General features: G+C 39.7%; 29 protein-coding genes. 11 read left to right on the forward strand and 18 right to left on the reverse strand.

Features of this window, described 5'->3' with window-relative positions:
• Window positions 1-262: 262 nt before the first annotated feature.
• Window positions 263-808, reverse strand: a complete 546-nt coding sequence (locus tag HMPREF9624_RS04685) for an NADH peroxidase (RefSeq protein WP_009536750.1) — start codon at window positions 806-808, stop codon at window positions 263-265.
• An 82-nt stretch (window positions 809-890) separates the two neighbouring features.
• Complete coding sequence (locus HMPREF9624_RS04690) at window positions 891-1,316, reverse strand: Fur family transcriptional regulator (RefSeq protein WP_009536751.1); 426 nt, start codon at window positions 1,314-1,316, stop codon at window positions 891-893.
• A gap of 195 nt (window positions 1,317-1,511) precedes the next feature.
• Between HMPREF9624_RS04690 and rfbC the strand changes: the two genes are divergently transcribed.
• A complete protein-coding gene (gene rfbC, locus HMPREF9624_RS04695) occupies window positions 1,512-2,114 on the forward strand; it encodes a dTDP-4-dehydrorhamnose 3,5-epimerase (RefSeq protein ID WP_009536752.1) in 603 nt (200 codons plus the stop codon).
• Window position 2,115: 1 nt separating this feature from the next.
• Window positions 2,116-3,207 (forward strand): RluA family pseudouridine synthase, encoded by a 1,092-nt coding sequence (locus HMPREF9624_RS04700; protein WP_009536753.1) that lies wholly within the window; start codon window positions 2,116-2,118, stop codon window positions 3,205-3,207.
• 19 nt (window positions 3,208-3,226) lie between these two features.
• Here the strand turns inward: HMPREF9624_RS04700 and HMPREF9624_RS04705 are convergent, their stop codons facing one another.
• The 5 genes from HMPREF9624_RS04705 to HMPREF9624_RS04725 form a co-directional block, all read right to left on the reverse strand.
• On the reverse strand, window positions 3,227-3,820 hold the full coding sequence (locus HMPREF9624_RS04705) for a 5-formyltetrahydrofolate cyclo-ligase (RefSeq protein WP_009536754.1): 594 nt from the start codon (window positions 3,818-3,820) through the stop codon (window positions 3,227-3,229).
• 779 nt (window positions 3,821-4,599) lie between these two features.
• Window positions 4,600-5,838 carry a peptidase T gene (gene pepT, locus HMPREF9624_RS04710; protein ID WP_009536755.1) on the reverse strand — a complete coding sequence of 413 codons (1,239 nt, stop codon included), beginning with the start codon at window positions 5,836-5,838 and terminating at the stop codon, window positions 4,600-4,602.
• Window positions 5,839-5,868: 30 nt separating this feature from the next.
• On the reverse strand, window positions 5,869-6,852 hold the full coding sequence (locus tag HMPREF9624_RS04715; RefSeq protein ID WP_009428719.1) for a homoserine O-succinyltransferase: 984 nt from the start codon (window positions 6,850-6,852) through the stop codon (window positions 5,869-5,871).
• A 32-nt stretch (window positions 6,853-6,884) separates the two neighbouring features.
• Window positions 6,885-8,087, reverse strand: a complete 1,203-nt coding sequence (locus tag HMPREF9624_RS04720; protein ID WP_009536756.1) for a D-alanyl-D-alanine carboxypeptidase family protein — start codon at window positions 8,085-8,087, stop codon at window positions 6,885-6,887.
• Window positions 8,088-8,326: 239 nt separating this feature from the next.
• On the reverse strand, window positions 8,327-8,887 hold the full coding sequence (locus HMPREF9624_RS04725; protein WP_009536757.1) for a ComEA family DNA-binding protein: 561 nt from the start codon (window positions 8,885-8,887) through the stop codon (window positions 8,327-8,329).
• A 558-nt stretch (window positions 8,888-9,445) separates the two neighbouring features.
• Here HMPREF9624_RS04725 and HMPREF9624_RS04730 point away from each other — a divergent pair.
• Genes HMPREF9624_RS04730 through HMPREF9624_RS04740 form a run of 3 tightly spaced genes read left to right on the forward strand, consistent with a single transcriptional unit; the run spans window position 9,446 to window position 11,313 of the window.
• A complete protein-coding gene (locus HMPREF9624_RS04730) occupies window positions 9,446-10,492 on the forward strand; it encodes an SPFH domain-containing protein (RefSeq protein WP_009536758.1) in 1,047 nt (348 codons plus the stop codon).
• Window positions 10,492-10,866 (forward strand): hypothetical protein, encoded by a 375-nt coding sequence (locus tag HMPREF9624_RS04735; protein WP_009536759.1) that lies wholly within the window; start codon window positions 10,492-10,494, stop codon window positions 10,864-10,866. The genes HMPREF9624_RS04730 and HMPREF9624_RS04735 overlap by 1 nt, the downstream gene beginning before the upstream one ends.
• A gap of 21 nt (window positions 10,867-10,887) precedes the next feature.
• Complete coding sequence (locus HMPREF9624_RS04740; protein WP_009536760.1) at window positions 10,888-11,313, forward strand: NINE protein; 426 nt, start codon at window positions 10,888-10,890, stop codon at window positions 11,311-11,313.
• Window positions 11,314-11,552: 239 nt separating this feature from the next.
• On the opposite strand, the gene HMPREF9624_RS04745 is transcribed toward HMPREF9624_RS04740, so the two are convergent.
• The 6 genes from HMPREF9624_RS04745 to HMPREF9624_RS04765 form a co-directional block, all read right to left on the reverse strand.
• Complete coding sequence (locus HMPREF9624_RS04745; protein WP_009536762.1) at window positions 11,553-12,164, reverse strand: superoxide dismutase; 612 nt, start codon at window positions 12,162-12,164, stop codon at window positions 11,553-11,555.
• A 237-nt stretch (window positions 12,165-12,401) separates the two neighbouring features.
• Window positions 12,402-13,151 (reverse strand): hypothetical protein, encoded by a 750-nt coding sequence (locus HMPREF9624_RS04750; RefSeq protein WP_009536763.1) that lies wholly within the window; start codon window positions 13,149-13,151, stop codon window positions 12,402-12,404.
• Window positions 13,148-13,348, reverse strand: coding sequence for a sigma factor-like helix-turn-helix DNA-binding protein (locus HMPREF9624_RS11745; protein WP_154646741.1), 201 nt, complete (start codon window positions 13,346-13,348; stop codon window positions 13,148-13,150). The genes HMPREF9624_RS04750 and HMPREF9624_RS11745 overlap by 4 nt, the downstream gene beginning before the upstream one ends.
• Window positions 13,349-13,702 carry an RNA polymerase sigma factor gene (locus HMPREF9624_RS11395; protein WP_009536764.1) on the reverse strand — a complete coding sequence of 118 codons (354 nt, stop codon included), beginning with the start codon at window positions 13,700-13,702 and terminating at the stop codon, window positions 13,349-13,351. It lies immediately after the preceding gene.
• An 18-nt stretch (window positions 13,703-13,720) separates the two neighbouring features.
• Window positions 13,721-14,629: a magnesium transporter CorA family protein gene (locus tag HMPREF9624_RS04760; RefSeq protein WP_009536765.1), complete on the reverse strand. Its 909-nt coding sequence runs from the start codon at window positions 14,627-14,629 to the stop codon at window positions 13,721-13,723.
• 73 nt (window positions 14,630-14,702) lie between these two features.
• Entirely contained in the window at window positions 14,703-15,509 is an 807-nt protein-coding gene (locus tag HMPREF9624_RS04765) for a hypothetical protein (protein ID WP_009536766.1), read from the reverse strand.
• 213 nt (window positions 15,510-15,722) lie between these two features.
• Here HMPREF9624_RS04765 and HMPREF9624_RS04770 point away from each other — a divergent pair, with 213 nt between their 5' ends.
• Window positions 15,723-16,319: a DNA-3-methyladenine glycosylase I gene (locus HMPREF9624_RS04770; protein WP_009536767.1), complete on the forward strand. Its 597-nt coding sequence runs from the start codon at window positions 15,723-15,725 to the stop codon at window positions 16,317-16,319.
• Between the two features lie 13 nt (window positions 16,320-16,332).
• On the opposite strand, the gene HMPREF9624_RS04775 is transcribed toward HMPREF9624_RS04770, so the two are convergent.
• The 4 genes from HMPREF9624_RS04775 to HMPREF9624_RS04790 form a co-directional block, all read right to left on the reverse strand.
• Window positions 16,333-16,713, reverse strand: coding sequence for a C-GCAxxG-C-C family protein (locus HMPREF9624_RS04775; protein ID WP_009536768.1), 381 nt, complete (start codon window positions 16,711-16,713; stop codon window positions 16,333-16,335).
• A gap of 87 nt (window positions 16,714-16,800) precedes the next feature.
• On the reverse strand, window positions 16,801-17,097 hold the full coding sequence (locus HMPREF9624_RS04780) for a Txe/YoeB family addiction module toxin (RefSeq protein WP_009536769.1): 297 nt from the start codon (window positions 17,095-17,097) through the stop codon (window positions 16,801-16,803).
• Window positions 17,097-17,351 (reverse strand): type II toxin-antitoxin system Phd/YefM family antitoxin, encoded by a 255-nt coding sequence (locus HMPREF9624_RS04785; RefSeq protein WP_009536770.1) that lies wholly within the window; start codon window positions 17,349-17,351, stop codon window positions 17,097-17,099. Before HMPREF9624_RS04785 ends, HMPREF9624_RS04780 begins: the two co-directional genes overlap by 1 nt.
• A gap of 148 nt (window positions 17,352-17,499) precedes the next feature.
• The gene (locus HMPREF9624_RS04790; RefSeq protein WP_009536771.1) at window positions 17,500-19,005 is read right to left on the reverse strand and encodes an ATP-binding protein; all 1,506 of its coding nucleotides are present in this window, start codon (window positions 19,003-19,005) and stop codon (window positions 17,500-17,502) included.
• Window positions 19,006-19,285: 280 nt separating this feature from the next.
• On the opposite strand from HMPREF9624_RS04790, the gene HMPREF9624_RS04795 reads away from it, so the two are divergent.
• From HMPREF9624_RS04795 to HMPREF9624_RS04815, 5 genes are read left to right on the forward strand one after another with little or no spacing between them, the layout of a single operon-like run.
• Entirely contained in the window at window positions 19,286-19,990 is a 705-nt protein-coding gene (locus HMPREF9624_RS04795) for a lantibiotic protection ABC transporter ATP-binding subunit (RefSeq protein WP_009536772.1), read from the forward strand.
• Entirely contained in the window at window positions 19,983-20,738 is a 756-nt protein-coding gene (locus HMPREF9624_RS04800; protein ID WP_009536773.1) for an ABC transporter permease, read from the forward strand. The genes HMPREF9624_RS04795 and HMPREF9624_RS04800 overlap by 8 nt, the downstream gene beginning before the upstream one ends.
• Window positions 20,731-21,462 carry an ABC-2 family transporter permease gene (locus tag HMPREF9624_RS04805; RefSeq protein ID WP_009536774.1) on the forward strand — a complete coding sequence of 244 codons (732 nt, stop codon included), beginning with the start codon at window positions 20,731-20,733 and terminating at the stop codon, window positions 21,460-21,462. Before HMPREF9624_RS04800 ends, HMPREF9624_RS04805 begins: the two co-directional genes overlap by 8 nt.
• 5 nt (window positions 21,463-21,467) lie before the next feature.
• A complete protein-coding gene (locus HMPREF9624_RS04810; protein ID WP_009536775.1) occupies window positions 21,468-22,136 on the forward strand; it encodes a response regulator transcription factor in 669 nt (222 codons plus the stop codon).
• Entirely contained in the window at window positions 22,115-23,461 is a 1,347-nt protein-coding gene (locus HMPREF9624_RS04815) for a sensor histidine kinase (RefSeq protein WP_009536776.1), read from the forward strand. The genes HMPREF9624_RS04810 and HMPREF9624_RS04815 overlap by 22 nt, the downstream gene beginning before the upstream one ends.
• Before the next feature lie 210 nt (window positions 23,462-23,671).
• On the opposite strand, the gene HMPREF9624_RS04820 is transcribed toward HMPREF9624_RS04815, so the two are convergent.
• Complete coding sequence (locus HMPREF9624_RS04820) at window positions 23,672-25,054, reverse strand: erythromycin esterase family protein (protein ID WP_009536777.1); 1,383 nt, start codon at window positions 25,052-25,054, stop codon at window positions 23,672-23,674.
• Between the last annotated feature and the right edge of the window lie 86 nt (window positions 25,055-25,140).

The following is a 25,140-nucleotide window of genomic DNA, read 5'->3' on the forward strand; positions in this document are numbered from 1 at the left end:
TCCTCTATAACCAAGCTGTATCCGGTATTGTGAAACAGCAACCATAACGAAATGCTGCAAAAAGAACGCAGCAACACTCGTCAAGAAACAAATCCTATCAACAGAATTTCTATCCTGCCTAAATGAATGAAAGGCCGAATTTTTCACAATCGGCACATCTCGTAAAGTAGAAATAGAGGAAGCATCCTTCCTCTATTCCCACAGAACCAACCTTGATGTCGACAGTACTATTTTATGAAATAGAAACTATAAAATCAAGTTATTATTTATTGAAGTATCTCTTTAACAAACCGTAGAAAGCCTTACCGTGTCTAGCCTCATCTCTGGCCATCTCATGCACTGTGTCATGAATAGCATCCAAATTAAGAGCCTTTGCTCTCTTAGCAAGGTCTACCTTACCTGCAGTAGCACCGTTCTCCGCCTTTACGCGAGCCTCCAAGTTTTCCTTTGTGGATGCGGAAACAACCTCGCCAAGAAGTTCAGCGAAACGAGAAGCGTGATCTGCCTCCTCAAAAGCTGCCTGTCTGTAGTAAGCACCAACTTCAGGATATCCCTCTCTATAAGCTGCTCTACTCATAGCAAGGTACATACCAACCTCACTGCACTCGCCTTCGAAGTTTGCTCTTAAATCCTTCTTAATATCCTCCGGAACGTCCTTTGCAATACCGATTACATGCTCTGCTGCCCATGTAAGCTCTCCGCTCTGCTCTACAAACTTATCGGAACCGGCCTTACATACCGGACACTGTGCCGGAGCAGCCTCGCCCTCAAATACATAACCACATACTGAACAAACCCAAGTCTTCATAATCTTCTCCTTTTCTGCCTTTCGGCTCACTCAACTTAATGTCGACCCTGTATCGACACTTGCTCTAAGCAAAATCACTGTTTTACACAGTGTGCTCCTTTACCTCTGTTTCCGTGGCAAGTTTAGCGCCCTCCAAAGCCCTACACTCATCACAGATTCCTCGGAATACCAAGTCATGCCCTGTAACCGTTCCTCGGATATACTGCTCCGCATCGGAATCCAACGCTTCCGCAACTTTCATGGGAACATCGTACACTCTTCCGCATCTCTCGCATACAAAATGGTAGTGTGTTTGCACAGTCGGATCAAAGCGATCCGCTCCCGAGACGAAAGTCAATCTCCGGATTTCTCCCAGCTCGGATAAAAGCTTCAAATTACGGTATACGGTTGCCAAGCTGATGCTCGGATCCTTTGTCCTTAGTTCTGCAAAAATCGTATCAGCCGTGGGATGATCCTTATGCTCACGAATCTGATCCAAGACTTCTGCTCGCTGTCTGGAATAGTTCATCGACCTTCCTTTCTACCTAGCTTTGTTCTAAGTTAGTTTCTTAAAACAAAATTGATAATCACTATCAACATTGCATACTATAATTATCTTTATTATTTTTGTCAAGACTTTTTTAAATTATTTTTATTTTTTCTTTGCTGTGCTATAGTATACAGGCAATTAGCGGATAATTTCGTCTATAAGAAAGGGTTTGACATGGGACAGATACAAATTGAAAAAACAAATATTGAGGGTCTGTGCATTATTACACCTACTGTACATAAGGATAGTCGCGGCTATTTTATGGAAAGTTATAATGAAAGAGATTTTCAAGAGGCCGGCCTGGACCTTCGCTTCGTACAGGATAACCAGAGTATGTCTCAAAAGGGTGTTTTACGCGGTCTGCATTTTCAAAAGCAATATCCTCAGGGTAAATTGGTTCGGGTCCTTAAGGGACGCGTTTATGATGTAGCTGTAGACCTGAGAAAACACAGCGCTACTTTCGGCAAGCATTTCGGCATCATTTTAACAGAAGAAAATAAGAAGATGTTTTATATTCCGGAGGGCTTTGCCCATGGCTTCCTGGTTCTTTCCGATACGGCGGAGTTTGCTTACAAGGTAACCGACTTCTATCATCCCGGCGACGAGGGCGGACTCGCATGGAATGATCCGGAAATCGCCATCACATGGCCGGAACTCAAAGGAGACTACAAGGGAAATGCCGGAAGCGCCGGATACACTATGGAAGACGGCAGTCCTCTTCTTCTTTCCGAAAAGGATGAACTCTGGCTTCCTCTAAAAGAAAGCTTTACCTTTTAAAATGCAAGACAATTTACGAAAGCTGCATTATACAATTGATAAAAGCTTCCACGGGAAAACCGTAGAAGCTTTTTTACGTGCCGAAGGCTATACAAAAAGTCTCATTACCGGTCTCAAAAAAATCACCTATGAAGAAGTCGGAAAAAAGCATTACGGAATCGAAAAAAACGGCAAATGGGCCTTTACCATTGATAAACTGGAAGAAGGAGACCGACTTGACATTTCCGTTTTAGAGACAGGAAGCGAAGTCTCTGCGCCCGCTTTTCCGCTCCCTCTGGATATTGTTTATGAGGATGAAGACATCTTATTGCTTAACAAACCGGCTTTTCTGCCCTCCCATCCTTCTCCGGGACACTATGAGAAAACGCTTGCCGGTGCCATTACCCATTATTATATAGAAGAAAAAAAGCAAGCATCGTTTGTCTGTCGCATGGTTCACCGTTTGGATCTGGACACAAGCGGTCTGCTTCTTGTGGCTAAGAATCTGTATTCCTCTTCCTTTTTAAACGAAGAAATGCGAGCCGGAAGAATAAGAAGAACCTATGCGGCACTCTGCAAAGGAAATCCCCTGTCCGCTTTTCCCGATAAGAATCTTCCGGAAGGAGACACTGGAGAAAAAAGTAGCTTTCTCCCCGGACTTACTCGGGTTGGAACATTTCTCCGAATCGAGGCTCCCATTGAACGGATTGAAAGAGGAAAAATGCGAAGAAAAGTAGACTTCGAGTCCGGGCAGGATGCCGTCACCAATATTCTTTCCGTAAAATACAATCCGGATAGAAATTTTTCCTTACTGCAATTAGAACTTGAGACCGGAAGAACTCATCAAATCAGAGTGCACCTTTCCTATATCGGCTGTCCGCTTCTCGGAGACAGCCTCTACGGAGAAGCCTTGCCAAACGAGATATCGCCCGCTCTGTCCACGATACTCATCAAGAATAAAAACAATGTCGGGGATGCTTTTACAAATGCGCTCCATAGACAGGCTCTGCACTCTCAATCCATCTCTTTTTTTCATCCCGAAAACCGAAAAGAAATGCATTTTGAAATCCCGCTCCCAAAAGACATGGCAGACTTTCTTGCAGAAAAGGAGTAAAATCCTGATGCCCGAAAAACTATCTTTTCCCGCAGGGAATCAGTTCTTTTTCCGTTAGCACATAGTCCATGAAAATGTCCTGCCTTCCCATGGGAATCTTGGGAAACAGCAGGGAATCAAAGCATAGACACAACTTCTTTCCCGCAGTACCTTCTAAAAAACGATCATAATAACCGGCGCCGTGTCCAAGTCTTCCGCCTCTTTTATCCGCGGCAAGACAGGGAATCAGCATAAGAGAAAAGTCTCTTTTATCCGTCCCTTTTATTTCTTTCTTCGGCTCTAAAATCCCCAAAGTTCCCCTTTCCAAATCCTCCCAAGCATGAATCTCCACCGCCTCCATGATTCTCTCTTTTCCCGGAATACAACGGGGAACATATACTCTCTTCCCGCTGCTGAAGGCTGTCGACAAGATTTCCCCGGTGCTCGGCTCATTGTCCATACTGACATAGCAAAAAATACTTTCAGCAGATTGAAAATAGGGAAAAAGAAGAAGACGAGTTTGTATTTCCACATTAGCCTTTTCCATCTCTTCTCCGGTAAAATGTGCTCTTAGTTCTTTTACCTGTTCACGCAATGCCTGTTTTTCTTCTTTATTTTTAAAAACGGAAAACATCCGGTCCTCCTCCAAAAAATGTAAAGATGTTGTCTGATTATAGCATAAAATTCCATTTCCTTTACTCTGAAATATCTTTCCATTTTTTAGAAAAAAACAATTAAAAATAAAAATAATATTTTTTTATTTTTCTATTTACAAAAGAAATTTCTTATGCTATAGTACAGACAAGCAAAGAAAAAAGCGATGCGAAGAGCTTCAACTCTGAAGAGAAAGGAGTGAAGTTCAGCAAAGTGCAAGCGGAAAGCTTGCGAACGATAATAAGAAAGAGAGGTACGGTCCAATGGAGCCAAAACAGTACTTCTTTTTGGAGGAAAACCTGAGCTAAAGAAAAACGAATTTATTGCGTAGCTGAGTGCTATCGGTTTGTAGAAGGCTTTCTTCTTATTTTTCAAAGACAAAGGGAAATCTCCAAAAAGAAAAAAGGATACCCCATCAACCATTTGTATTTTAGAAAATATATGGTGCGAGTCCATTTTAAAATATAAAAAGGCTGAAATATAAAAGGTGGTACAAACCAATGGCTACAGAATAACAATTGAATATAGAATGAGTTAAAAGCGAGAAACAAAGTTCGCTAGGAACAACTCTCGCAATAAAGAGAGAAACTCATAAAAAAGAGTATCGAGAAGTAAGTTATCAGAAAATAAGTTCATAAGATGAGTCTTAAAAAATCAAAGTGAATTTTGATAATAAAAACGATAGAGGGGTGTAGCCGAATGGCTACACCCCTTTCTTTATGCAAAGCGAGAGTGTAGCGCAATGGCTACGACATCTCATTAAGCTTTCTTCCCAATCATCTCTTGGGTAATCCGAATCAGTACGGCAATCATCTTATGAAAAGCATTCAAGTTCAGATATTCATAAATTCCATGAAAATTATCTCCTCCGGTAGAGAGATTCGGACAAGGAAGCCCCTTGTAGGAAAGACTTGCTCCGTCCGTCCCTCCGCGAATCGGACTGACGATTGGGGTAACCCCTTCTTTTTCAAAAGCGGTCTTCGCAACATCGATAAGGTACATATGGTCTTTTACCTTCTCAGCCATATTGAAATAACTGTCCTTTACCTCCGGCTCAAAAAAAGCCCCCTTTGCATTATATTTTTGATTTAATTTTTCCGCTACATCCAGAAAAATCCTCTTCTTCTCTTCAAATTTTTCTCTATCATGATCACGGATAATGTAATTCATCTCCGTAAGACTCTCGTCCCCTGCCATATCGCACAAATGGAAAAAGCCCTCATAGCCCTCTGTATTCGCAGGAGTAAATTGCGGAAGCATGCTGTTAAACTCCATAGCCAGGAGTAAGGAATTCAACATCTTATCCTTTGCGGAACCGGGATGTACATTGACACCGTGAATCTTCAGCTTTCCGGAAGCCCCGTTAAAGTTTTCGTACTCTACGCCGCCAAGCTTTCCACCGTCAACCGTATAGGCAACATCCGCACCAAAACCTTTTACATCAAAGATATCCGCTCCGCAACCTACCTCCTCATCCGGTGTAAAGCCGATACAAATGTCTCCGTGTGGAATCTCCTTATGATTCTGCAAATACTCTACAAGCGCCATAATTTCAGCAACACCGGCCTTATCATCCGCGCCGAGAAGTGTTGTTCCGTCTGTTACCAGTAAATCATCTCCGACCTGCTCCAAAAGCCTTGGAAAAATCTTCGGAGAAAGCTTTTCTTCCTCATTTAGTACAATATCCGTTCCGTCATAGTTCTTTACAATACGGGGATTGACATTTTTCCCTCTTGCTGACGGAGAAGTATCCATATGGGCAATAAGCCCCAAGGCGGGAGTTTTCGCCTTTTCTTCTCCACTCAGATTGGAAGGTAATTTTCCGTAGACATAGCAATGCTCATCCAGACGAACATCGGAAACTCCCATTTCCCTTAATTCCTTTTCCAAAACTTTGGCAAGGTCAAATTGCTTTTCACTGGAGGGAATCACATCCCTGTCCGGTACAGACTCCGTATCAATTTTTAAATACGAAATCAAACGTTCTACTGCATCCATATTTTCTCCCTTCTGCAAATAGTGAAAGACTTAAGTACTGCTTACAGTACCGTCTCTTTCACTCCAATGATCCTCTCTTAAATAACTGTCCTCGGAAACCGGGCGTAAATCTTCCAAAACATAGGGGGTTTCCTGATAAACAAAGTTCAGCCAATTGCTATAAATACAGTTTGAGCCTGAACGCCAGGATAAAATCGGCTTCTTTTCCGGATCATTATCCGGATAATAATTTACGGGCACATCCGGATTTAATCCTCTTCCGAGATCCCTCTTGTATTCTTTATCGAGGTCATAGCGATCATACTCCGAGTGTCCCGTGACAAAAATCTGTCTGGAGGAGCAAGCTAAAATGATGTAACTCCCGCACTCCTCACTGTCTGCCACAACATAGAGCTCCTTATTGTTTTTCAGTGCTTCCTCATCCAGCCCGGTATAGCGAGACTGCGGTACAAAAAACTCGTCATCCATTCCTCGCATCAGCATTTTCTTTCGGTGCAAGACTCTATGCTTATATACCCCGCTAAGCTTCTTCTCTAACAGGACCTTCCGAATTCCGTAATGATGGAACAGTCCCGCCTGTGCCCCCCAGCAGATATGGAAGGTGGAAAATACATGTGTTTTAGACCAATCCATGATCTCTTCCAGTTCTTTCCAATACTCCACCTCGGAAAAATCCATTTTCTCCACAGGCGCTCCGGTAATAATGAATCCGTCAAAATAATCTTCTTGTACGTCCTTAAACTCCAAATAAAATGCATTTAAATGGGTAGAACTGGTATGGGTGGATTTATAGGTGGACACCTTCATAAAGCTGATTTCTGTCTGAATCGGGAAATTGGAAAGTACACGAAGCAAATCCAGCTCCGTATCTTCCTTTAACGGCATCAAGTTCAAAATCACAATTTTTAAAGGACGAATATTCTGGGAAATCGCCCTATTTTCATCCATGACAAAAATATTTTCCGCCTCTAAAATAGGCTTTGCCGGTAAATTGTTTTGAACCTTAATTGGCATAATTCCCTCCTATGTTCTAGCTGCTTTAAATCCTATAATCCAAAAAGTTTGTATAATGCCGCCTGGTCTCGTACTGCCTGCCAGGTAGCGGAACTTCCTCCCGTCACCACCAGCAAATTCTTCCCGTTTTTTCCTTTTCCGCTACTTACAACACAGAACTTGGACTGGCTGACATAACCGGTTTTGGCCATTTGGACATTCGCTCCGCCGCTGTCCAGGGTCTTGATTCTTTGTAAGAAAAGGTTTGTAAACTTCAGTCCCTGTGGATGCTTATTCGTAGGCGCAATCTGGTAATTCTCCGTCATAAGAACTTCTCTCGCCGTCGGGTTTTGCATGGCAACCGCCATAATCTGTCCCATATCCTTTACCGTCATATGGTGTGTGCTGTGATAAAGGCCGGTTGCATTTTGGAAATGGCACTGATTGGATAAGCCCATTTCCTTCGCCCGTTTATTCATAAGATCCGCAAAGGCGGCTTCCGAGCCTGCAATTTCTTTGCAAAGTGCCAGCACGGCATCTGCACCGGAGGGGAGAATCACGCCGTAAAGAAGATCCTTCACCGGAACCTCTTCTCCTACTACAAATCCGCAATTACTGGCTCCTCTCTGCTGAATATAACTGACTATATCCTGCGTAATCGTTAATTTCTTGTTTTTATCCGAAAGCTTTTCCGCACAAAGCAGCAAGGTCATCACCTTGGTCATGGAAGCGGGATTCATCACCTGCGAAGCATTTTTCTCTCCCAATATACTACCGTTATCCAAATCAAATACGACAGCATAAGCCGCATCAATCTCCGTGCTTAAGTTTTTTGTTGCACTCGTGTTGGAAAGCTGCGCGAGATTGCGAAGAAGTGTCGGTGTCTGTGTTGCAGAAGGCGAGGTATTGCCATTTCCGTTGTTGGCTGCGGGAGAAACGTTTCCTCCGGTAGCCGTTTTCCCATTTCCATACAAAATGTCCTCTATATAACGATAAGTCGGGTCATTGCCCCTACCTACTCCGTTTCCATTTACGGAAACAGGACCGTAATCACTTATTCCGTAAACCCGTTCCTCGGAAAAAGACGCAAAAGGAAGAAGTAGGGACAAGCTAAGAAGAATAGAGACACTCCTCCCTATCCTTTTCCTCTTCAAAAAGGACTTCCCTGTCCTCTTCTCCGGCAAAGTGCTTTCGTTTAATTCATAACGAGTATCGTGCGCAAAGCGTGCGATATCTTGTTGATTTCCTTTATCCATTGTTCCCTCAATTTCATCTTATCTTAAAGCAAATTAGCAATAGCTCTGCTCTTTGTAGCCTAACCATATCTTAAGATGATAATCGTCCATCCGAAAAAGCACAAGAGATAAAGCTTACAATATTCTATAGATTTAAGGACAAAGAAGAAATGACAAAGAAGAGGCGCGAACGAATTCTATAGAAATCGAATTCTATGTTAAATTGACATAGAAAAAGACGATTCAGACATCTCCGTGATTCATTCCACCGAAATCCGATCTTTTATCTTGGCAAAAGTTTTCTCTCCTATCCGTTTCACATTCATAATTTCTTCGATACTGGAGAAGCCGCCATATTCTTCCCGATAGGCAATGATACTGCTTGCGGTGGAAGGCCCTATCCCCTTCAAGCTCTGCAGTTCTTCGGAATTTGCAGTATTGATATTGATTTTTCCGCTCTTCTTCTCGGAAACAAGTTCTTTCACCTGCTCTTTTTCTGTGCTATTTTCGGTTTCATCCTTTGAATCTTGTATCGCATGCGAACGGTTCTCAGCCGCAGATTCTGTCTCCTTTTCCATGGCTTCTTTCTCCTTTTCCATGGTTTCTGTCTCATTTTCCATGGCGTCTGTCTCATTCTCCATGGCATCTGTCTCATTCTCCATAGCTTCTGCAGTTTCACTCTGTTCTCCTGCCTTTCCCCGATAAAGCACTTTTGCACCCCTCTCCTCTACGGAAAGAAAAAGATACAGTGCGCTGCAGAGAAGAAAAAGGAGTATACAAAACTTTCCCTTTCTTATCCATTTTTTGTCTTTCGAAACCATAATCGCTCCTTTCTAAAGAAAGATAATCCTTAATTGGTATGAACCTGAAATTATTTATAAAAAGAGGGAATCCAAAGTTGAAAATAAATTGAAACAAAACTGAAAATAGATTGAAACAAAACTGAAAATACATAAAAAACAACGCCGAAAAAAGCTGAAATTAAATTTAAAAATAAAGCTGTGAGATAGATAAAAATGAAGTTGAAACATGATGGAAAAATAAAAAATCGAATCGAAAAAGAAATGTGGATTCAGAATCAACAATCGAAAAACAAACTTTTCCATGCTTATTGAAATAAGCATCGTACAAGCAAATTAATAGTAGCATATAATCAAAAGAAGAGAAAGCTCTTTCTTCCTGATCGATTCCCTTTTAAGCTTGAATCTAGCTAAAAGTGAATTCGGTAAAAAGGGACTAAACAACAGTGTCTCCTTGACTTTAAAGCCTCTTTTTGCTAAATTCACCTTGACATTATTTTTTATTTTTTTCTGTGATTTTAGGTTTTTCTTTTATGTTTTTAGGAGCATTATTCTTGCTTTATACGAGGAGACTAAGCTATGGCATTCATCAACCTTGTTCGTTTTGACGGTTTAAAAAGTAGGGATTGGCTGATTTACAAATATCCATCAGAAGATTTGGTGCTTGGTACTCAGTTAATTGTTCAGGAAGGACAAGCAGCTATTTTTGTAAAAAGCGGTATTGTCGCGGATGTTTTTTATCCGGGTACCTACACTCTTGCGACTGAAAACTTACCCCTTTTAAAAGGATTAATCAATCTTCCCTTCGGAGGGAGGACCCCCTTTAGTGCAGAGATATACTTTGTCAACACAACTGTGCGTTTAGATATTCACTGGGGAACCAATGATCCTATTCAATTGATTGACCCTAAATACTATGTAAAGCTCCGGATACGCGCTTTTGGGCAAATGGGCTTACGTGTTTTAGATGCCGTTCGTTTGTTCAAAGAATTAATCGGTGGCATGCAACAGGCGGATATTGTTAAGTTTGATAAAATCAAGGAGTACTATAGAGGATTATTGGTTATCAAAGCAAAGTCGGCCATTGCCGAGACCATCATTAATAACGGGATATCCGCACTCGAAATTTCCGCAAAACTTGAGGAAATTTCCTTAAAGGTAGAAAATCAGATTGCTCCGGAATTTGAAAAATATGGATTTACGGTAATAAACTTCTTTGTTCAATCCATTAATTTCCCTGATGAAGATTTCGAAAAGATCAATAAGATTTTGGAAGATAAGGCCGCTTTTGAGATTATGGGCGAGGGAAGATACGTAACCAAGCGTTCCTTCGATGTTTATGAAGGAGCCGCCAACAATAAAAGCGGTGTGGCCGGTGCTTTTGCAGCCGGGGGTATAGGTCTTGGAGCAGCCTTGAATATGGGAGCAGCCATGGGACAAACCGTAGGAAATCCCATACGTCGGGAGGAAACCAAAACTTGTGTTTCTTGCGGAGCGCAAATCCCTATAAAATCCAAATTCTGCCCTGAGTGCGGATTCAACAACAGTGAGATAATCTGTTCATGCGGAAATAAGCTTGCACCGGGGACAAAGTTCTGTCCCGAGTGCGGAAAGAAGGTCGAATAATGCAGAAAAAAGCTTTGACGATAGGATTATCCGCTTTTGCAACAATCTTTTATTTTGTAATCATTCTGTATATTTTCTTTGCTATCCTTCATATTGATACATTGAAAAATTTTGAAACCGCTCTGGCTTTTGAGCTCATAGGCTTCATTCTGCTACTCTATTTTATACTTGGAAATATCATCCTAAAGCCGATTAAAACAGGTTTTTATATTCCTCTATTGATTACAACTGTGGCTTATACCGTTCTTCTGGACGGACTCAATATCGCCTTTATTGTAACCATGCCAAATGCTTATTTTGTCTTGGTACATTTAATTCTATTGTTTATTTATTGTATAATATCGATTCCTATGTATATAATGGGAAGAAGATAAAATTTTAGGAGGATTATCACAATGGCAGAAAACAAATGTCCACAATGCGGAGCACCACTTGATCCACAGGCTACAGAATGCAAGTTTTGTGGTGAAAAATTGGCTGTACAACAGGCAGCACAGCAATTTCAACAACAATCGCAACAATATCAGCAACAGGTACAGCCACAGGTAGTGATTCAACAGGTTGCGCCGCAACCGGTATATTATAGTGCTATCAATCCCGCTTGGCCTGTAAAGAGCAAAGTTGTAGCCGGCATATTGGCTTTATTATTAGGCGGTCTTGGGGTACACAAGTTTTATCTGGGAAAAATCGGCATGGGCATCTTGTATCTTCTGTTCTGCTGGACAGGAATCCCTGCGATTATCGGTTTCATCGAAGGAATCATCTATTTGTGTTCCAATGATGAGAATTTCCAATTGAAGCATCACGTAAGAATCGAATAAAACTATGTGGAAAACTTTGAAATTCATCTATTGGTTAATGATGTCGTTATTGTTTCTTCTCTTACTTTGGAGGGAAAAGAAAATCAACGAACTCAAACCTATAGATATCTAGGCGCTAAAAAAGGGGGAATGTAATCCCCCTTTTTTTATAAGCTTGTGAATCATACAATAGCCAATTTTAAGTTTTCTAAAACTTTCTTTATATAATGCAGTATGCTCTATTTCTGTAATATGATGCATTATCTGTTTCTGTAATTTTCGCTTACCTTCTCCCAGTCCAAAACGGCAAAGAAGTTTTGCAAGTACTCTCCTCTCAAATTCTTATACTTTAGGTAATAGGCATGCTCCCATACATCAATCGCGAGGATTGGTGTGTGATGTCCCTCTTCCATCAGCGGGTTATTTTGATTAGGCGATTTCGTGGCATAGAGCTTTCCCTCTTTATCAGCAGCTAAAAATGCCCATCCGGAGCCGAACTGTCCCAGTGCCAAAGTCTGTAAAATCTCTTGCAGCTTCTCGAGTGATCCGAAGTCCCTCTTGATGGCCTCCTCCAGTTCCGAACTCGGTTTCGTATTTTCCTTCGGGCTCATCGTGGAGAAATACAGATTATGGTTATAATATCCGCCTCCATTATTCTGTAAAGCATTCCGCACCGCTTCATCTGAAACGGAAGATAAAGACGAAAGAATTTCTTCTACCGATTTCCCGCTTAAGCCCGCCTTTTCTACGGCATCGTTAAAGTTCTTCGTATAGGTGGCATGATGCTTCCCATAGTGGGTTTCCATCGTCAAAGTATCAATGTGCGGTTCCAACGCATCAAAACTGTAGTCTAATTTTACTTGTTCAAACATCTTATTTCCTCCTTAAAAAAACTGACTATCCGTATTCAAAAATGCTTACCCCGCTAAGCATTTCATGCTCTGCTACAAGTATAGCAAAACCCCACGGGAAATGTCTAAAAGTTATATAAAGCTAATATTATATTTATAAATTCTATTCAAATAAAAATTTACAGGAGGTGGCAACGGAAATTGTGGATTTAACGGAGTTTCGCGATTAAAACAGACTTATACTCTTCTCTCCATCTCTTACTCCACCGCACTGACCAACTCCAGAATCTCCTCCTTCGTCATTGGCTTCTCCAATGCGCCTATCGAATAACTGAAGCCATTTTCTTCCCATAATGCTAAAGAATATCTTCCGGCTTCGCCCTTTAATGTAACTTTTCTTCCTTCGGAGTTCACTTCCTTTACTTCCTCATACTCCGTAAAATCTCCACTGATATCCCCTTCACCTCTAGCCTTTCGGATAGAATATCCCGGGGCAGAGCTTTCTTCTTGCAGATATTGTACTTCAATCATATCTGCACCTATAACCGTGAATATTTTTTTCGTGAAAGGCTCTTTTCCTTCCGGGATACGCATAGCAAAGCCTGTAAGTATTGTAGCTTTCTGCAAAGAATCTACTTCTTCCGCATTCCACCCTCCCGCTTTTATGTCGCCAAAATCCGCCCCCTGTGTCCCCTGTAATGCCAAGGAATCAGGACTGCTTGATTTGGGAGCAAGCATGCCCACTCCGACAAAAAGAACAAAGCAAGCAGCCGCTATAGAAGCCGTAAAGCCCAGAATCCGGGGAAGCACGATAATTTTCCCTTTTTCTTCGAGATTTCTTTCTATGTTTTTACTATCTTTTTCTATAGCTTCTCTTTCGAGGCTTTCCCGGTTTTTACCTACCAAGTCCTGCTCCTCTTTCTTTTGGTAAAATGCCTCCGCTTCCAAAATATATTGCTCACTTACCTCTGTCATTCCTCGAAGCAGTCGTTTGCTGTCTTCTTTCATAAACGATATCCCTCCTGCTCTAAGAAAAGCTTAAGCTGCTCTCTGGTACGACTTAAACTCATTTTCACCTTGCTAAGACCAAAACCGGATTCCTCTGCAATCTCCGATACGGAATCCATAAACCAATATCTTCTCATGAATATATTTCTGCTCTCCGGTTTCAAGGTTGATAAAAATGAGTCTATCAGCTCCGAAATCTAATTACTCTCTCCCGGAATTGCCCCCTTATCCGGAAGGACTTCCGACAGTTCTTCCAGTACCACAGGAACTTCTCCACCTCCACGCTTTTCTGCATGTAAGCTGTCATAACGATCTAAAGAAAGATTCCGAACAATCTTCGACAAAAAAGCTTGCAGATTTTCCGGCTGTTTCGGTGGAATAGCATTCCAGGTCTTCAAATACGTGTCATTCTCACACTCCTCCGCATCCGCCATGATTTTTAGAATGCCATAAGAAATGGAAAGGAGTAAGCGGCTGTATTTATTTTTGCTTTCCGTAATCGCAGTCTCCGCCCTTTGAAAATACAAGGCGATAATTTTTTGGTCTTCCATCCTTCTGAATCCCATCCTTTATCTTCGTTTAATAATCCAGCGCATAATCCAAGTTAGGGCTATCCAAATGAGTGCACTCACCCCGCAAATCAGCATCCAAGCCTTTCGATCATTCATAAGGGGAAGTGGTACATTCATTCCGAAGAAGCCGGTAATTACCGCAAGCACACTCAGTAAAATTTCAAAAATCGTTAAGGTGCTCAGGTTGTTATTCAAGTCATTATTCAAAATATTGTTGTAGGAATCCAAAAGCTGGCGAGCCACGGTAGAGAGAAGCTCCGTCATGGAAACCAGCTGTCTGGCTTCCACCATGGCATCATCAAACTGTGCTATCTCCTCTTCGTTAAAGCTACGGTATATGGCATGAGCCTGTATATGTTCCAAAAGCAAGCGATTTTGTGTAGCCGCAGAATGTAAGTAAATCATCCCCACCTCCAAATCGGAAAGGGCATAAAGATTCCGCTTCGTTGTTTTCTTCCGAAGCAAATGATTTATCTCATCCTTTTGCTTATCCAGTCGCTCAATTACGGGGTAATAGGCATTGGAAATCATTTCCAAACCTGCAAAAAGCAGGGTGTAAATAGAAAGCTCTTCGTTCGTATCCACATAGGAACACATTTTCTGAATAATATAGTCATTATCCTCGTTACTGATGGTCAGCAGACGATTTTTCTGTACAATAAAAGTCATCGGAACCGTTTCATAGTATTCCTTGTCTTTTTTTGACTCCAGAACGCTGTAAATAAAGGTTACAGTTCCGTCCTCCCGATCATAATCCATGTGAGCATGCTCATTTTCATCCAAAGCATAGTCAATAATTTTCGGATCAATATCATACTCTTCGTAGATTTTAAACTTCTCTGTAATTTCTTGAGAATCAATATTAATCCATGTAGCATCGTCACTAAGCTTCTTACTTACCTGCATTTTTCCCTACTTCTATTTTCCTAAATTTCCTTTTGCTTTGCCGCTGATAGGGCAAAGGCGCGATACCTCCTTATTATACGCCAAATTCCACTTCTTCTGTACTTAAAATTTCCGCATGTCCTTCAAGATCTTCATAGACGGTAACAATACTTAATTTCGTTTCTGAAGATGCTGTACTTGCCTTTTCAAAACATAAAACTGCATAGTTTGTTCCAGAAACCACCTGAGAGCCAAGGTAGGCAATCGGCTCATAGCTTACACCGGTAATGCCTCCCAAAGCCTTTTTAAAAGCCACATTTACCTCTTCATTATCTTTAAGCTCCGTCTTTCCTGTATTTAGAGTAAAGCCTCCGGTCATTCCTTCTTCGCTTCCTGAGAAAATGTCTTTTTTGCCAAGAACCTCTGCATTGCCGCTAAGATCCTCATAAACGTACAGTAGAAGATAAACAGGACTTGCATCAGGTACAACAACCTCCCCCTTGCAAAGATAGGCATAATTCGTTCCTGAAACTGCCTGAGAACCCAAAACGGAAAGCACTTCATAACGATATCCCGTCATTCCCTCCGTTGCTTTCCGAAAGGCCTTCATTGCTTCCTGATTATCCTTTGGAGAAAAATGTCCTTCATGCATACTCCAGCCTCCTGTAATAGACTGCTCTTCCATAGCCACTGTAGTCCCTTCCGTATTTTCCTTTGCTGCCGCAGTACCGTCCTTTTCCGAATCAATCTCTGTGGCCTTACCATCTACTATAGATTCTGCTGTAGTAGAAGACTTTGTACTAGCCTTCCCTCCATTGCAAGCCACTAAAGCCATAGACAGCCCTAAGACCACTGCTAAAAGCTTCTTGTTTATCATGCTCTTCCTCATTTTCTTCATCATAATCTCTCTCCTTATCCTTTCTTCCGGCGAATTCCTTGTTTTCTGTTCTTCTTGGAATATTCCTTTTATTCCTCTTCTTTACTCCCTTTTCTTTTTCGCTTCTTTTTCTTTCGCCTTCCTCTGTTAAGACGGAGAAAAGAAAGGAATGGTCACAGAGATAAAAATTTTTTTCTGCTAAACAATTTCTGCTATAATACTAAAAAAGGAGGTGCTATGGCTTGTCAATGGAAAAACAGCAGTGCGGAAATGATATCCTATCACGATAAAGAATGGGGCGTGCCCACCCATGAGGATCAAAAGCTCTTTGAATACTTACTTTTGGAATCCATGCAGGCAGGACTTAGCTGGGCCCTAATTCTTCGAAAAAGAGAAACTTTTCGAAGTTCTTTTGCCGGCTTCTCCCCGGAAAAAGTCGCAGCATTTACGGAAGAAGATATCACAAGAATCATGCATACGGAAAATATGATTAAGTCGGAGCGGAAAATCAGAGCTATGATTCAAAACGCCAAAGCATTTTTAGCCCTGCAAAAAGAAGAAGGAAGTTTTGATGCTTATCTTTGGAAGTTTTCCGGTGGAAAGAGCCTTTGCTACCGGGGACATGAAAAGGGGGAAATGCCGGCTAAAAATATGCTCTCCGAAGAAATCAGTAAGGATTTAAAAAAACGGGGCTTTCAGTATACCGGCCCCGTCATCGTCTATTCTTTTTTACAAGCCTGTGGCATAATTAACGACCACGAAGAAGACTGTCCCTGTTATCAGGCACTCCGTAAGGCTTATCCTTATCAGGAGGTGGAAGAAAGGATTTCTTGATTTCTAAAACTTTCTAATACAGTAAGGCAATTGCCTCTTTGATGCAATCTTCACAGCTGCAAAGAGGCTTTTCTTTACCTATGCCTCTTAAGTCTTTGCAGATACTGGCTCCGCAACACTTCTCAAAGTCCTGAAAAAGATGGGCAGCTTCCACTTGTACCATTGGATTTCCCTTATTTTTCATCGCCAAAACTAGATTTGCCCCTATTAAGGCACCGCAAGTCCCCTCTAAGGTTCCTAAGCCCTCAATGAGTCCCGCAGAGAGAGAAAGCAGAAGCTCCTCGGGCAGATTTAATTCCTCTTGATAGGCAAGAAGCACCAGCTGTCCGCAATTCTTTCCAGACGCTAAGCCTTCCATAGCTAGTGATTGTTTTTCTTCTAATGATTGTTTCATGATTTCTCCTATACATTTAAACGACTATTGATAGGAAATTTCTTTTTCCTTTAAAGCTAATTGATTTTTATGCAAAGCAATATTCTATTACCTGATTCCCTCATAATGCGTCCACATCCGGGCAACCTGTACAATGCCTTCATAAGATACATTATTTTCCATGAGTTGTTCTGCGTATACTGTATAGACTAACCTATGCTGAATATTAATTCTTCTGGAATAAAATCCGCTTAAATTCCCCAGCAAACTCTCGTAAGCTGGGGGATTTTTAAATGGATCTTCTGCAATGATATCAAGTAAAAATTTTGTCTTTTTCTCCAGGCCTGCACCCTTAAGGAGCTTTTTGTCTTTATCTGCATTTTTACTGAACTTTATCAAATACATTACCACTCCTCATTAGGATCGTAACTTGTACATTCTGATAAATCTTCTTCCTTTGACGCCAAAATACTTTGGCTCAAACCCGGAATACTATTCAAGTACAACGTTTCTTGAATAGCCTTCCAATCCTCCTCTCCAATCAATACCGCATTTTTACCTCTATTGTTGGTAATTGTGATTGGCTGAGAAGATTCATTTACCTCTGAAACCGTCTGATATAGGTTTGCTCTTGCCTTAGTAATGCTAATTGAAGCCATTGCTTATCTCCTTGTATTCGTATCTTCTTTCCATACTGCATTTTTCATAAGTTTTTCTATGTCCCATTATACCGTACTTTATCACGTACGTCAAAATGCGTTTTATGGTTGGCACGTTTTATGGTTGGCACGTTTTGCGGTAAACCAATCAATTCTCATCCTCTACCTCTATAAGCTCATGCGCTTTTCCCTTGCCCTCACGCAATTCCTTTATAGATTTTTTCAGTGAACGCATATTGCTTTCTGAATAGAAGGAGTCAATACTTTGTCGTCCTATCTCATAAATTTGCTCTAAAGTGATTCGCTCCAGATTTTTCTCAGCGGGAAAGTCTTCAAATCCGGAAAGACTGACCAACCAATAGCTTTTATTCTTCGCAGGAAATGGCTTTGCCTTTTCCAATAATTCTTGGTAAACCACCGCATCTATTTTTTGATTTCTCCACTTTACCTCGGCAAATAAATAGCGGTCCTTTCCATCAAAAGCAAGTAAATCAATTTCGGATTCCTTCTTTCTGATTTTGTCCGTTCCCCACCAGTTTCCATAGTCTTCCGGTAGGAAGTCCAACTCTCCTTTTCGCAGTCTTTGTTCAAAATATTCTATAACAATCTGCTCAAATACAGTCCCCATATATTCATTGAGTTTTGGCTCAACCTGTTTTTCGTATACAAGTTCTCCCAAATCCATATTGAGCAAGTTCAAATTTTTCTGTACGAAAATGTACCAAAAACGAAACATCGTATCCTTGATCCGATAAATAGGGCGCTTACTTTTACGGTCTAAAACCGGTGTTTTCTTCTCAATGATTCCAAGCTCCAATAAAGAATTCAGATAATGACTTAGTCCCCCGCTTTGCATATTCAATTTCGTTGCAATTTCATTTAGTTTGCTTGCCCCTGCCGAAATCACAAAAAGAATATCATTGTAAAGCTTGGGTTGTCTCAACTCTTGCTTTAAGAGATTATCGGGCTCTTCGAATAATCTTCCGCTGGGTTTCAGGAAATTACGAATAATATTGCTTTTTAAATCTACATTTTCATCAAAGAAGCTTAAGTATTCCGCAATTCCCCCGGTGATTCCATAGACAATGGCCTTATCTCTATAGCTATAGGAAGGGACAAACTCGGCCGCTTCCAAATATCCAAAGGGCTGAACCTTTAACTGGCTTGTCCGTCGTCCGTAAAGCGGACTTTTGTAGCCCAGTACCTGATTTTCCATAAAACTCATGGAAGAGCCGCACAAAATCAAGAAGAGCTTGCTCTTCTCCCTATACTCATCAATTAGTTTTTGTAGCAGGGAGGAAATATGCTCCGCACTTTGGGCTAAATAGGGATACTCATCGATGACAAAAACGATTCTGTGCTCTTCCGCGTAGGCAAACAAATAACGGAGAGCTGCCTCAAAATCCTGAAAATCCGGAAGGCCCTTTAGATTCCCGCAAGCTTCATAGATCGCTTGTGACAAAAGGCTCAGGTTGATCAGCGCATTGGATTCCAATGCCACAAAATAATAGCCTTTTTTTCTTTTTAAAAATTCTTTAATCAGGTAGGTTTTCCCTACTCGTCTTCTGCCGTAAAAAACCGATAAAGCGAAATTCCCTTTCCCGTATTCCTCTTCTAATTCTCTTAGTTCGAATGCTCTTCCTATAAAGCGCATAAAATCACCTCCTGAAAAAGAGATATCGCGTATACTCATAATAATCTCCAGGAACATTATAGAATGCAATAGCGTAATATGCAATAACATACTTTTGCATATTACGCTATTGCATTTTTACTTAGCAGGATACCTCCGCCTTGTTTTATTTTACAAGAAATACTCTGTCTCGCCAGTCACTACTTCTTCTCCAAAATCTCTATTGGGTTCTCCTCATTGTTATAATCCAGTTATTTTTATTTTTTATAACGATATCATCAAAAGGATGGAGGTTAATCATATGAGTATCCTATTAGAAACAAAAGGACTGACAAAAAAATATAAAAATGGGATTGCGCTAAATCATGTTTCAATTCAAGTGGAAAAAGGTACAGTTTATGGTCTGTTGGGTCCTAACGGTGCCGGAAAATCCACATTATTAAAAATAATTACAAGATCAATTCCAAAAAGCTCAGGTGAAGTGATATTTGAAAATCATCCATTAAACGCAAATGATGTAAAGAATATTGGAGCGATTATTGAGCATCCGGCTATTTATCCTAATTTAACAGCTTATGAGAATTTAGAGGTTATTACCACTTTACTAAATATTGATAGGAAGAAAATGGATGAAGTACTTATGATGGTTTCATTGACGAATACCGGCAAAAAGTTAGCAAAAGAGTTCTCTTTAGGTATGAAGCAGAGACTCGGCATTGCAATGGCACTAATTAACAGTCCGGCATTACTTATTCTTGATGAACCGACAAATGGGCTAGATCCTTTGGGAATACAAGAATTAAGAGAACTGATAAAAATGCTTTCAGGTCAAGGGATTACAATAATCTTGTCAAGTCATATTTTGAGTGAAGTGGGACAGATTGCGGATAGAATTGGTATTATTAATAAGGGACTTTTACGCTATGAAGGACAAAATACCAATCCGTCTAAGCTGGAAAATTTATTTATGGAAATTGTTAGGAAAGATGTGATGAATAATGATTAAGATGCTTAAAGTAGAATGGATTAAAGAAAAGAGAGCTGCTAATTCAACACTAAAATATATAGTCCCCGTTATTTTTCTGCTATTTAATCTTTTTATGGTTAATCTCATGGGACAAAGCCCTGAAGGAAGAAGTTATTTAATGGCTACAGCATTTAACTGGTATCCTGTTCTGATTTTACCTATTGTATTAAGCCTACTGGTCGTTAATATTGTCAGTAAAGAGAAAGAAGAGCATCTTACTTTTCAACGAAGACTGAATCTAAGTGTGGAAAAGATTTTAATCGCCAAGAATGAAATGGTTATTCTTGAATTATTTGTAATTTTGATATTGTCATCGATTGGAATTTATTTAGTAGGAAGATTCTTCTTACAAGAGGAAATTAGTCTGAAAATCATGTTCTTAGCCACTTGTTGTTTGTTTATTGGAAGTTTGCCTATAATTGCTTTATCTTTTTTTATTTATAATTTATTTAACAAAAAGTATTTAGTGATTTTAATTAATTTCGTATTTACCTTTCCATCGGCAATGATTGCTGTAACATCCTATTGGAAATTTTTCCCTTGGGATTACAATTTGCGGATACTATGTCCGATTATTGAGGTTCATCCCAATGGAACTTTTTTAGAAAAATCATCGCCGTTAACATCTATGAACGCCGTGTTTGTCGGATTAGCGTTAAGCGTCATGGTGTATATCCTAATAACAGTTCTAAATATAGGAATGGAAAGAGGAAAAAGTCATGTTTAATATTTTAAAGTCTTATTGGATAAGAACTAAAAGAACGCCGTCCAGAATGGTAATTATTTTGTGCCCTTTACTATTTACCGGTCTTTTTATTGTATATCTTCTAAGTTCCACAAGCTTAAAAGGAGTAGAGCTTGCCTACTTTTTTGGAGCTTATACGACCTTGGCAGGCTTTTCTATCAGTTTTTTTATTCCCATGTTATATGAAAGCGATAAAAAAGCCGGGATCTATGCCAATGATTTGAGAATAGGCATTTGTCGAAAAAAATTGTTTTTTGCCAAATATTTATTTATCTTTATATTACTAATTACTATTGAAGGGATAGTACTATTACCCTTTTTATTGTTTTTATATTTTCATGGAATCAAGATTCAAATATCCGATTTGGAAGTTTATACGATGATCGGGTCTGTAGGCTTGATTAGTATGGTGCCGTTTTATCAATTTTTAAGTTTAAAATTTGATTATACCGGTTCTATTTTGCCAGGTACTATTTTTACTTTGGCTGCCGTTCTTCTAGGCACAACAGATTTAGGAAGTGGCATATGGTATTACTTCCCATTTGTTTATCCAATACGACTTCTATATGGTTATGTTTGTCGCTCTTTCAATTTAAACACTATTGTTTTTTATCTTTTTCTATCTTTTTTTATTTCATTTGTAAGTGTGGGTATATGTTCATTTTGGTATAATCAATGGGATGGAATCAGTAAAATGGAGGAATAAAAGGCATGAACCTTCTCATAATAGATGATGATAAAGATTTGCTGAAATTATTACAGTTGACCTTTGAGAAAGAATATAATGTCGTTATTTGCGATTCGGCACTCAAAGTTGAGCCGAGTGATTTATGTAAATATGACTTAATCATTTTAGATATCATGATGAAAGAAATGTCCGGTTTTGATTTTTTAATCAAATACAGAAATATCTTAGATATTCCTATTATTTTACTTACCGCTAAAGACTTCGAAAAAGATAAAGTCGAAGGGTTTGCATTGGGCGCAGATGATTATGTAACAAAACCATTTTCTATTGCTGAAATTAGAGCAAGGGTGGCTGCACATATCAGAAGAGAAAATAGAGAAAAGCATTCAAAACTTATAGATTATCCGATATCTTGCGATCTGCTTTCAAAAAAATTCTATTTTGATGATGAAGAAATCAGTTTCACAAATAGCGAATATGAAATCTGCGAGTTTTTATTAAAAAATAAAAACCAAGTTTTTTCTAAAGAAAAAATTTATACGGCAATTTATGGTTATGATAAGGAGGGTGATAGTTCTACAACGATTACCGAACGAATCAAATTAATAAGAAGTAAATTTGAGCCCTATCGCATAAATCCTATAAAAACAGTTTGGGGAGTTGGTTATCAGTGGGAAATAAAAAGAGTTTAAGATATTTAATCAGCAAATATGCAATTATAGAGTTAGTATATAGTTTTTTTATCGTTGTATTATTTTATGTAGGATTAAATGTATTGTTAAATGCCGGGGTAATCCACCCTGCCAACTATGCGGATATTCAGTCGGAAAAAGTGGAGGAAGGTTTTAAAAAAGAAGATTGGACACCTGCCGAAATTCCATTTTATTATGATTTTTTATATTTGAAAGATGGAAAAATAATAGAAAATACTATTGATAAAAAATATGATAATTTAGTACAGGAAGCCCAAAAAAACGGAAAAGCAACAAGTGATGAAATTATAGGCTCAAATATTTTTAAGACTTATACTATGGGAAATAGACAATTGGTAATAAGGTATAAAGTCAATGCTATATTTACCAATAAAAAGCTCTATAAACTCTTTGAAAATTTCGAGTGGGGGTATATTGTTTTTATACTGACGATTTGGTTTTTGGGATTTGCTTTGCTTCTCATTCGCTCATCAAATATATTAAAAAGGGAAATCCACAAAATTGCTATAGCGAATGATAACATCAGTCGGATGGATTTAGATTATGAGAGAGAGTATTCCAAGTATAAAGAAATAGATGGAGTACTTTGTTCGATTGATGTATTGGCTAAAAATCTAAAAAAATCTCTTGGTGAACAATGGGACATGCAAGTTAAGCAAAAAGAGTTGGTGGAACAACTTACGCATGACATAAGAACGCCAATCACATTGATTAAAGGTAATTTAGAATTATTAAAAGAAGAGAATCCCGGTTTATCTTCCGATCGATTTTCGGATATTTTCAATGGTATTGATAGACTGGAAAAATATATTGGAAAATTAAAAAATTTTTCTTATACGATGGAAGGGAAAAAAGATGTTGTCAGTAATGAGGTGATTTTATATTGGATTGAGGTAATGTCCAGTATATGTAGGTTAAATGGCTTGAAATTAAAAGTAATAAAAAGGGAAAGCAGTAATATTAGGTTAGATAAAGAGGAAGTGGCTGTAGCACTGCAAAATATAGTTACTAATTCTGTCGAATATTCTAAAAAAGATTCTGTAATATCGGTAGAGTTTAAAGATGAGCCCGGAGAGTTTGTTTTGATCGTCAGAGATGAAGGAACAGGTTTTGATAAAGACTTATTACCTTTACTTACACATAAATTTATTTCCGGCAAAGTAAAGGATAAGTCTTATAAACATGGCTTAGGCTTATGGGTGGTGAAGAATATTGTCATGGCAAATAATGGAAACTTATATTTAAATAATTCTAGTAGAGGGATTTCCGGGGCAGAGGTCAAAATGGTTTTTTATAAAGAATAAGCTATAAGTATAAAGTAAGTGACCATCCAAGCATTCATATCGCAAGAAAAAGGGCGAAAAGAACTTCTAAATCGGCTTGAGTTCATTAACATAATGCAACACCGTAATATGCAATAACATACTTTTGCATATTACGCTCTTGCATTTTTACTTAGCAGGATGTCTCCGCCTTGTTTTTATTTTACAAGAAACACTCTGCCTCGCCAGCCACTATTTCTTCTCCAAAAGCTCTATCGGATTCCCTTCATAAAGATAAATCATGCTGTCGTAGCGCTGAACGGGAGCCCCCTTCACCCGATAAGAATTCGGCAAAAATCGCAGAAGGAAAGAGTAGCCTTCTCCCAGCTGTAACATTTCCATCGGCGTATGAATCAGCTGATGCACTTTACTTTTCTCGTCTGTAATGCTGGAAAAATACAAGGCATATTGCTTTCCCTTCGCAAATCTTGCCTGTGCCGCCAAAGGGTCTACGGAAACAAAGCTCTGCACTGTTCTCTTAGCTTCTCCAAGCACCTTGATATTGTCTGTTACCTTCCAGACATCCGTTCCGATGGCATAGTAGGCTTCCCCGAAGTCCTTGGTCAAAAGCACGCCCATGCTGTTATAAATCGGATTTTCCTTCTGAATGTGTCCGTCATGCGCAGAAATAACGAGCTTTCCGGAACCGATTTTTTGCTCTATTTCCAAGATTTTCTTTACATTTTCTTCCATATCCCGGTCCCGAAGGACAGAAGAATTCTCTTTGGAAAGCCAAGTTTCCGCGGCTTGGCGGACAGTATTTAACTCCATCAGAAAGTCTTGATTCTCCTTAAACGCTTGTTTATCTATACCGCCCTGATGGTCATTGGAGACCTGCTTTTCTGTAGCGTCCTGCTCATCCGCTGTGTTTCCCCTCTCCCTCTGCGCTTCTTCCGGACTCTTCTCCGCCTTTTCCTTTAAGCTGTCCAAAAAGGCGATGACTTCCCCGGCATTCTTTTCGTTTAAGCTGAAATTCTCATCCTTAATGCAGTCCAGATTTTTTGAAAACTCTTCTTCGCTCGTCAGCTTGTGAGACAGGCTATATTCCTTTAAAAAGGCATAGCTTCCCTCCGGATCCTGCATATCAAAGCCGTAGAAGCGGACCTTCTTCTCTTCCGGAGCACTATCATTCCACTCTCGCATCCAGGAAATCAGCTCTGCCATTTCTTTGGTATGGTAAATGGGAAAGGCAAACTTCTGTACCATTTCCTCCGCGCTTCCTTCTCCCCCTTGAACATAGCGGTTAATTTCCGCACACTCCCCATAGTCTGCTTCCAGAGCAAATGCCGTAAAGCCCCGTTTCTCCACCATTTCCTTGAAAACAGACAGCTTCAGCTCCTGCATTTCTTTACAGCCATGGGCAGCCTCTCCGATAGAAAGAATAGAAATATTCTCCGGTATATACTCTGCGGAGAGGGGCTTCATTTCCGCCTGAACTTCTTTGATTTCGCGGTGAGCCTGTAATTCCTCGAACTTTAATTTTCCAAAATAAAGCAAAATACAGACAAACAGAAAGGCTAGCAGCGCAAGAACAATTTTTCCTGCAAGTTTCAAAAGTTTCCCTATCATTTTCATCTCTTTCTTCCTCACTTTCCCTGTTCCAAAACCAAACGCACTCTAAGAGGATTTTCTCATTTCACAATCCGCACCCGTTCTGTAAA

The organism is Oribacterium asaccharolyticum ACB7, from assembly GCF_000238075.1.
GTDB classification, from domain to species: domain Bacteria; phylum Bacillota; class Clostridia; order Lachnospirales; family Lachnospiraceae; genus Oribacterium; species Oribacterium asaccharolyticum.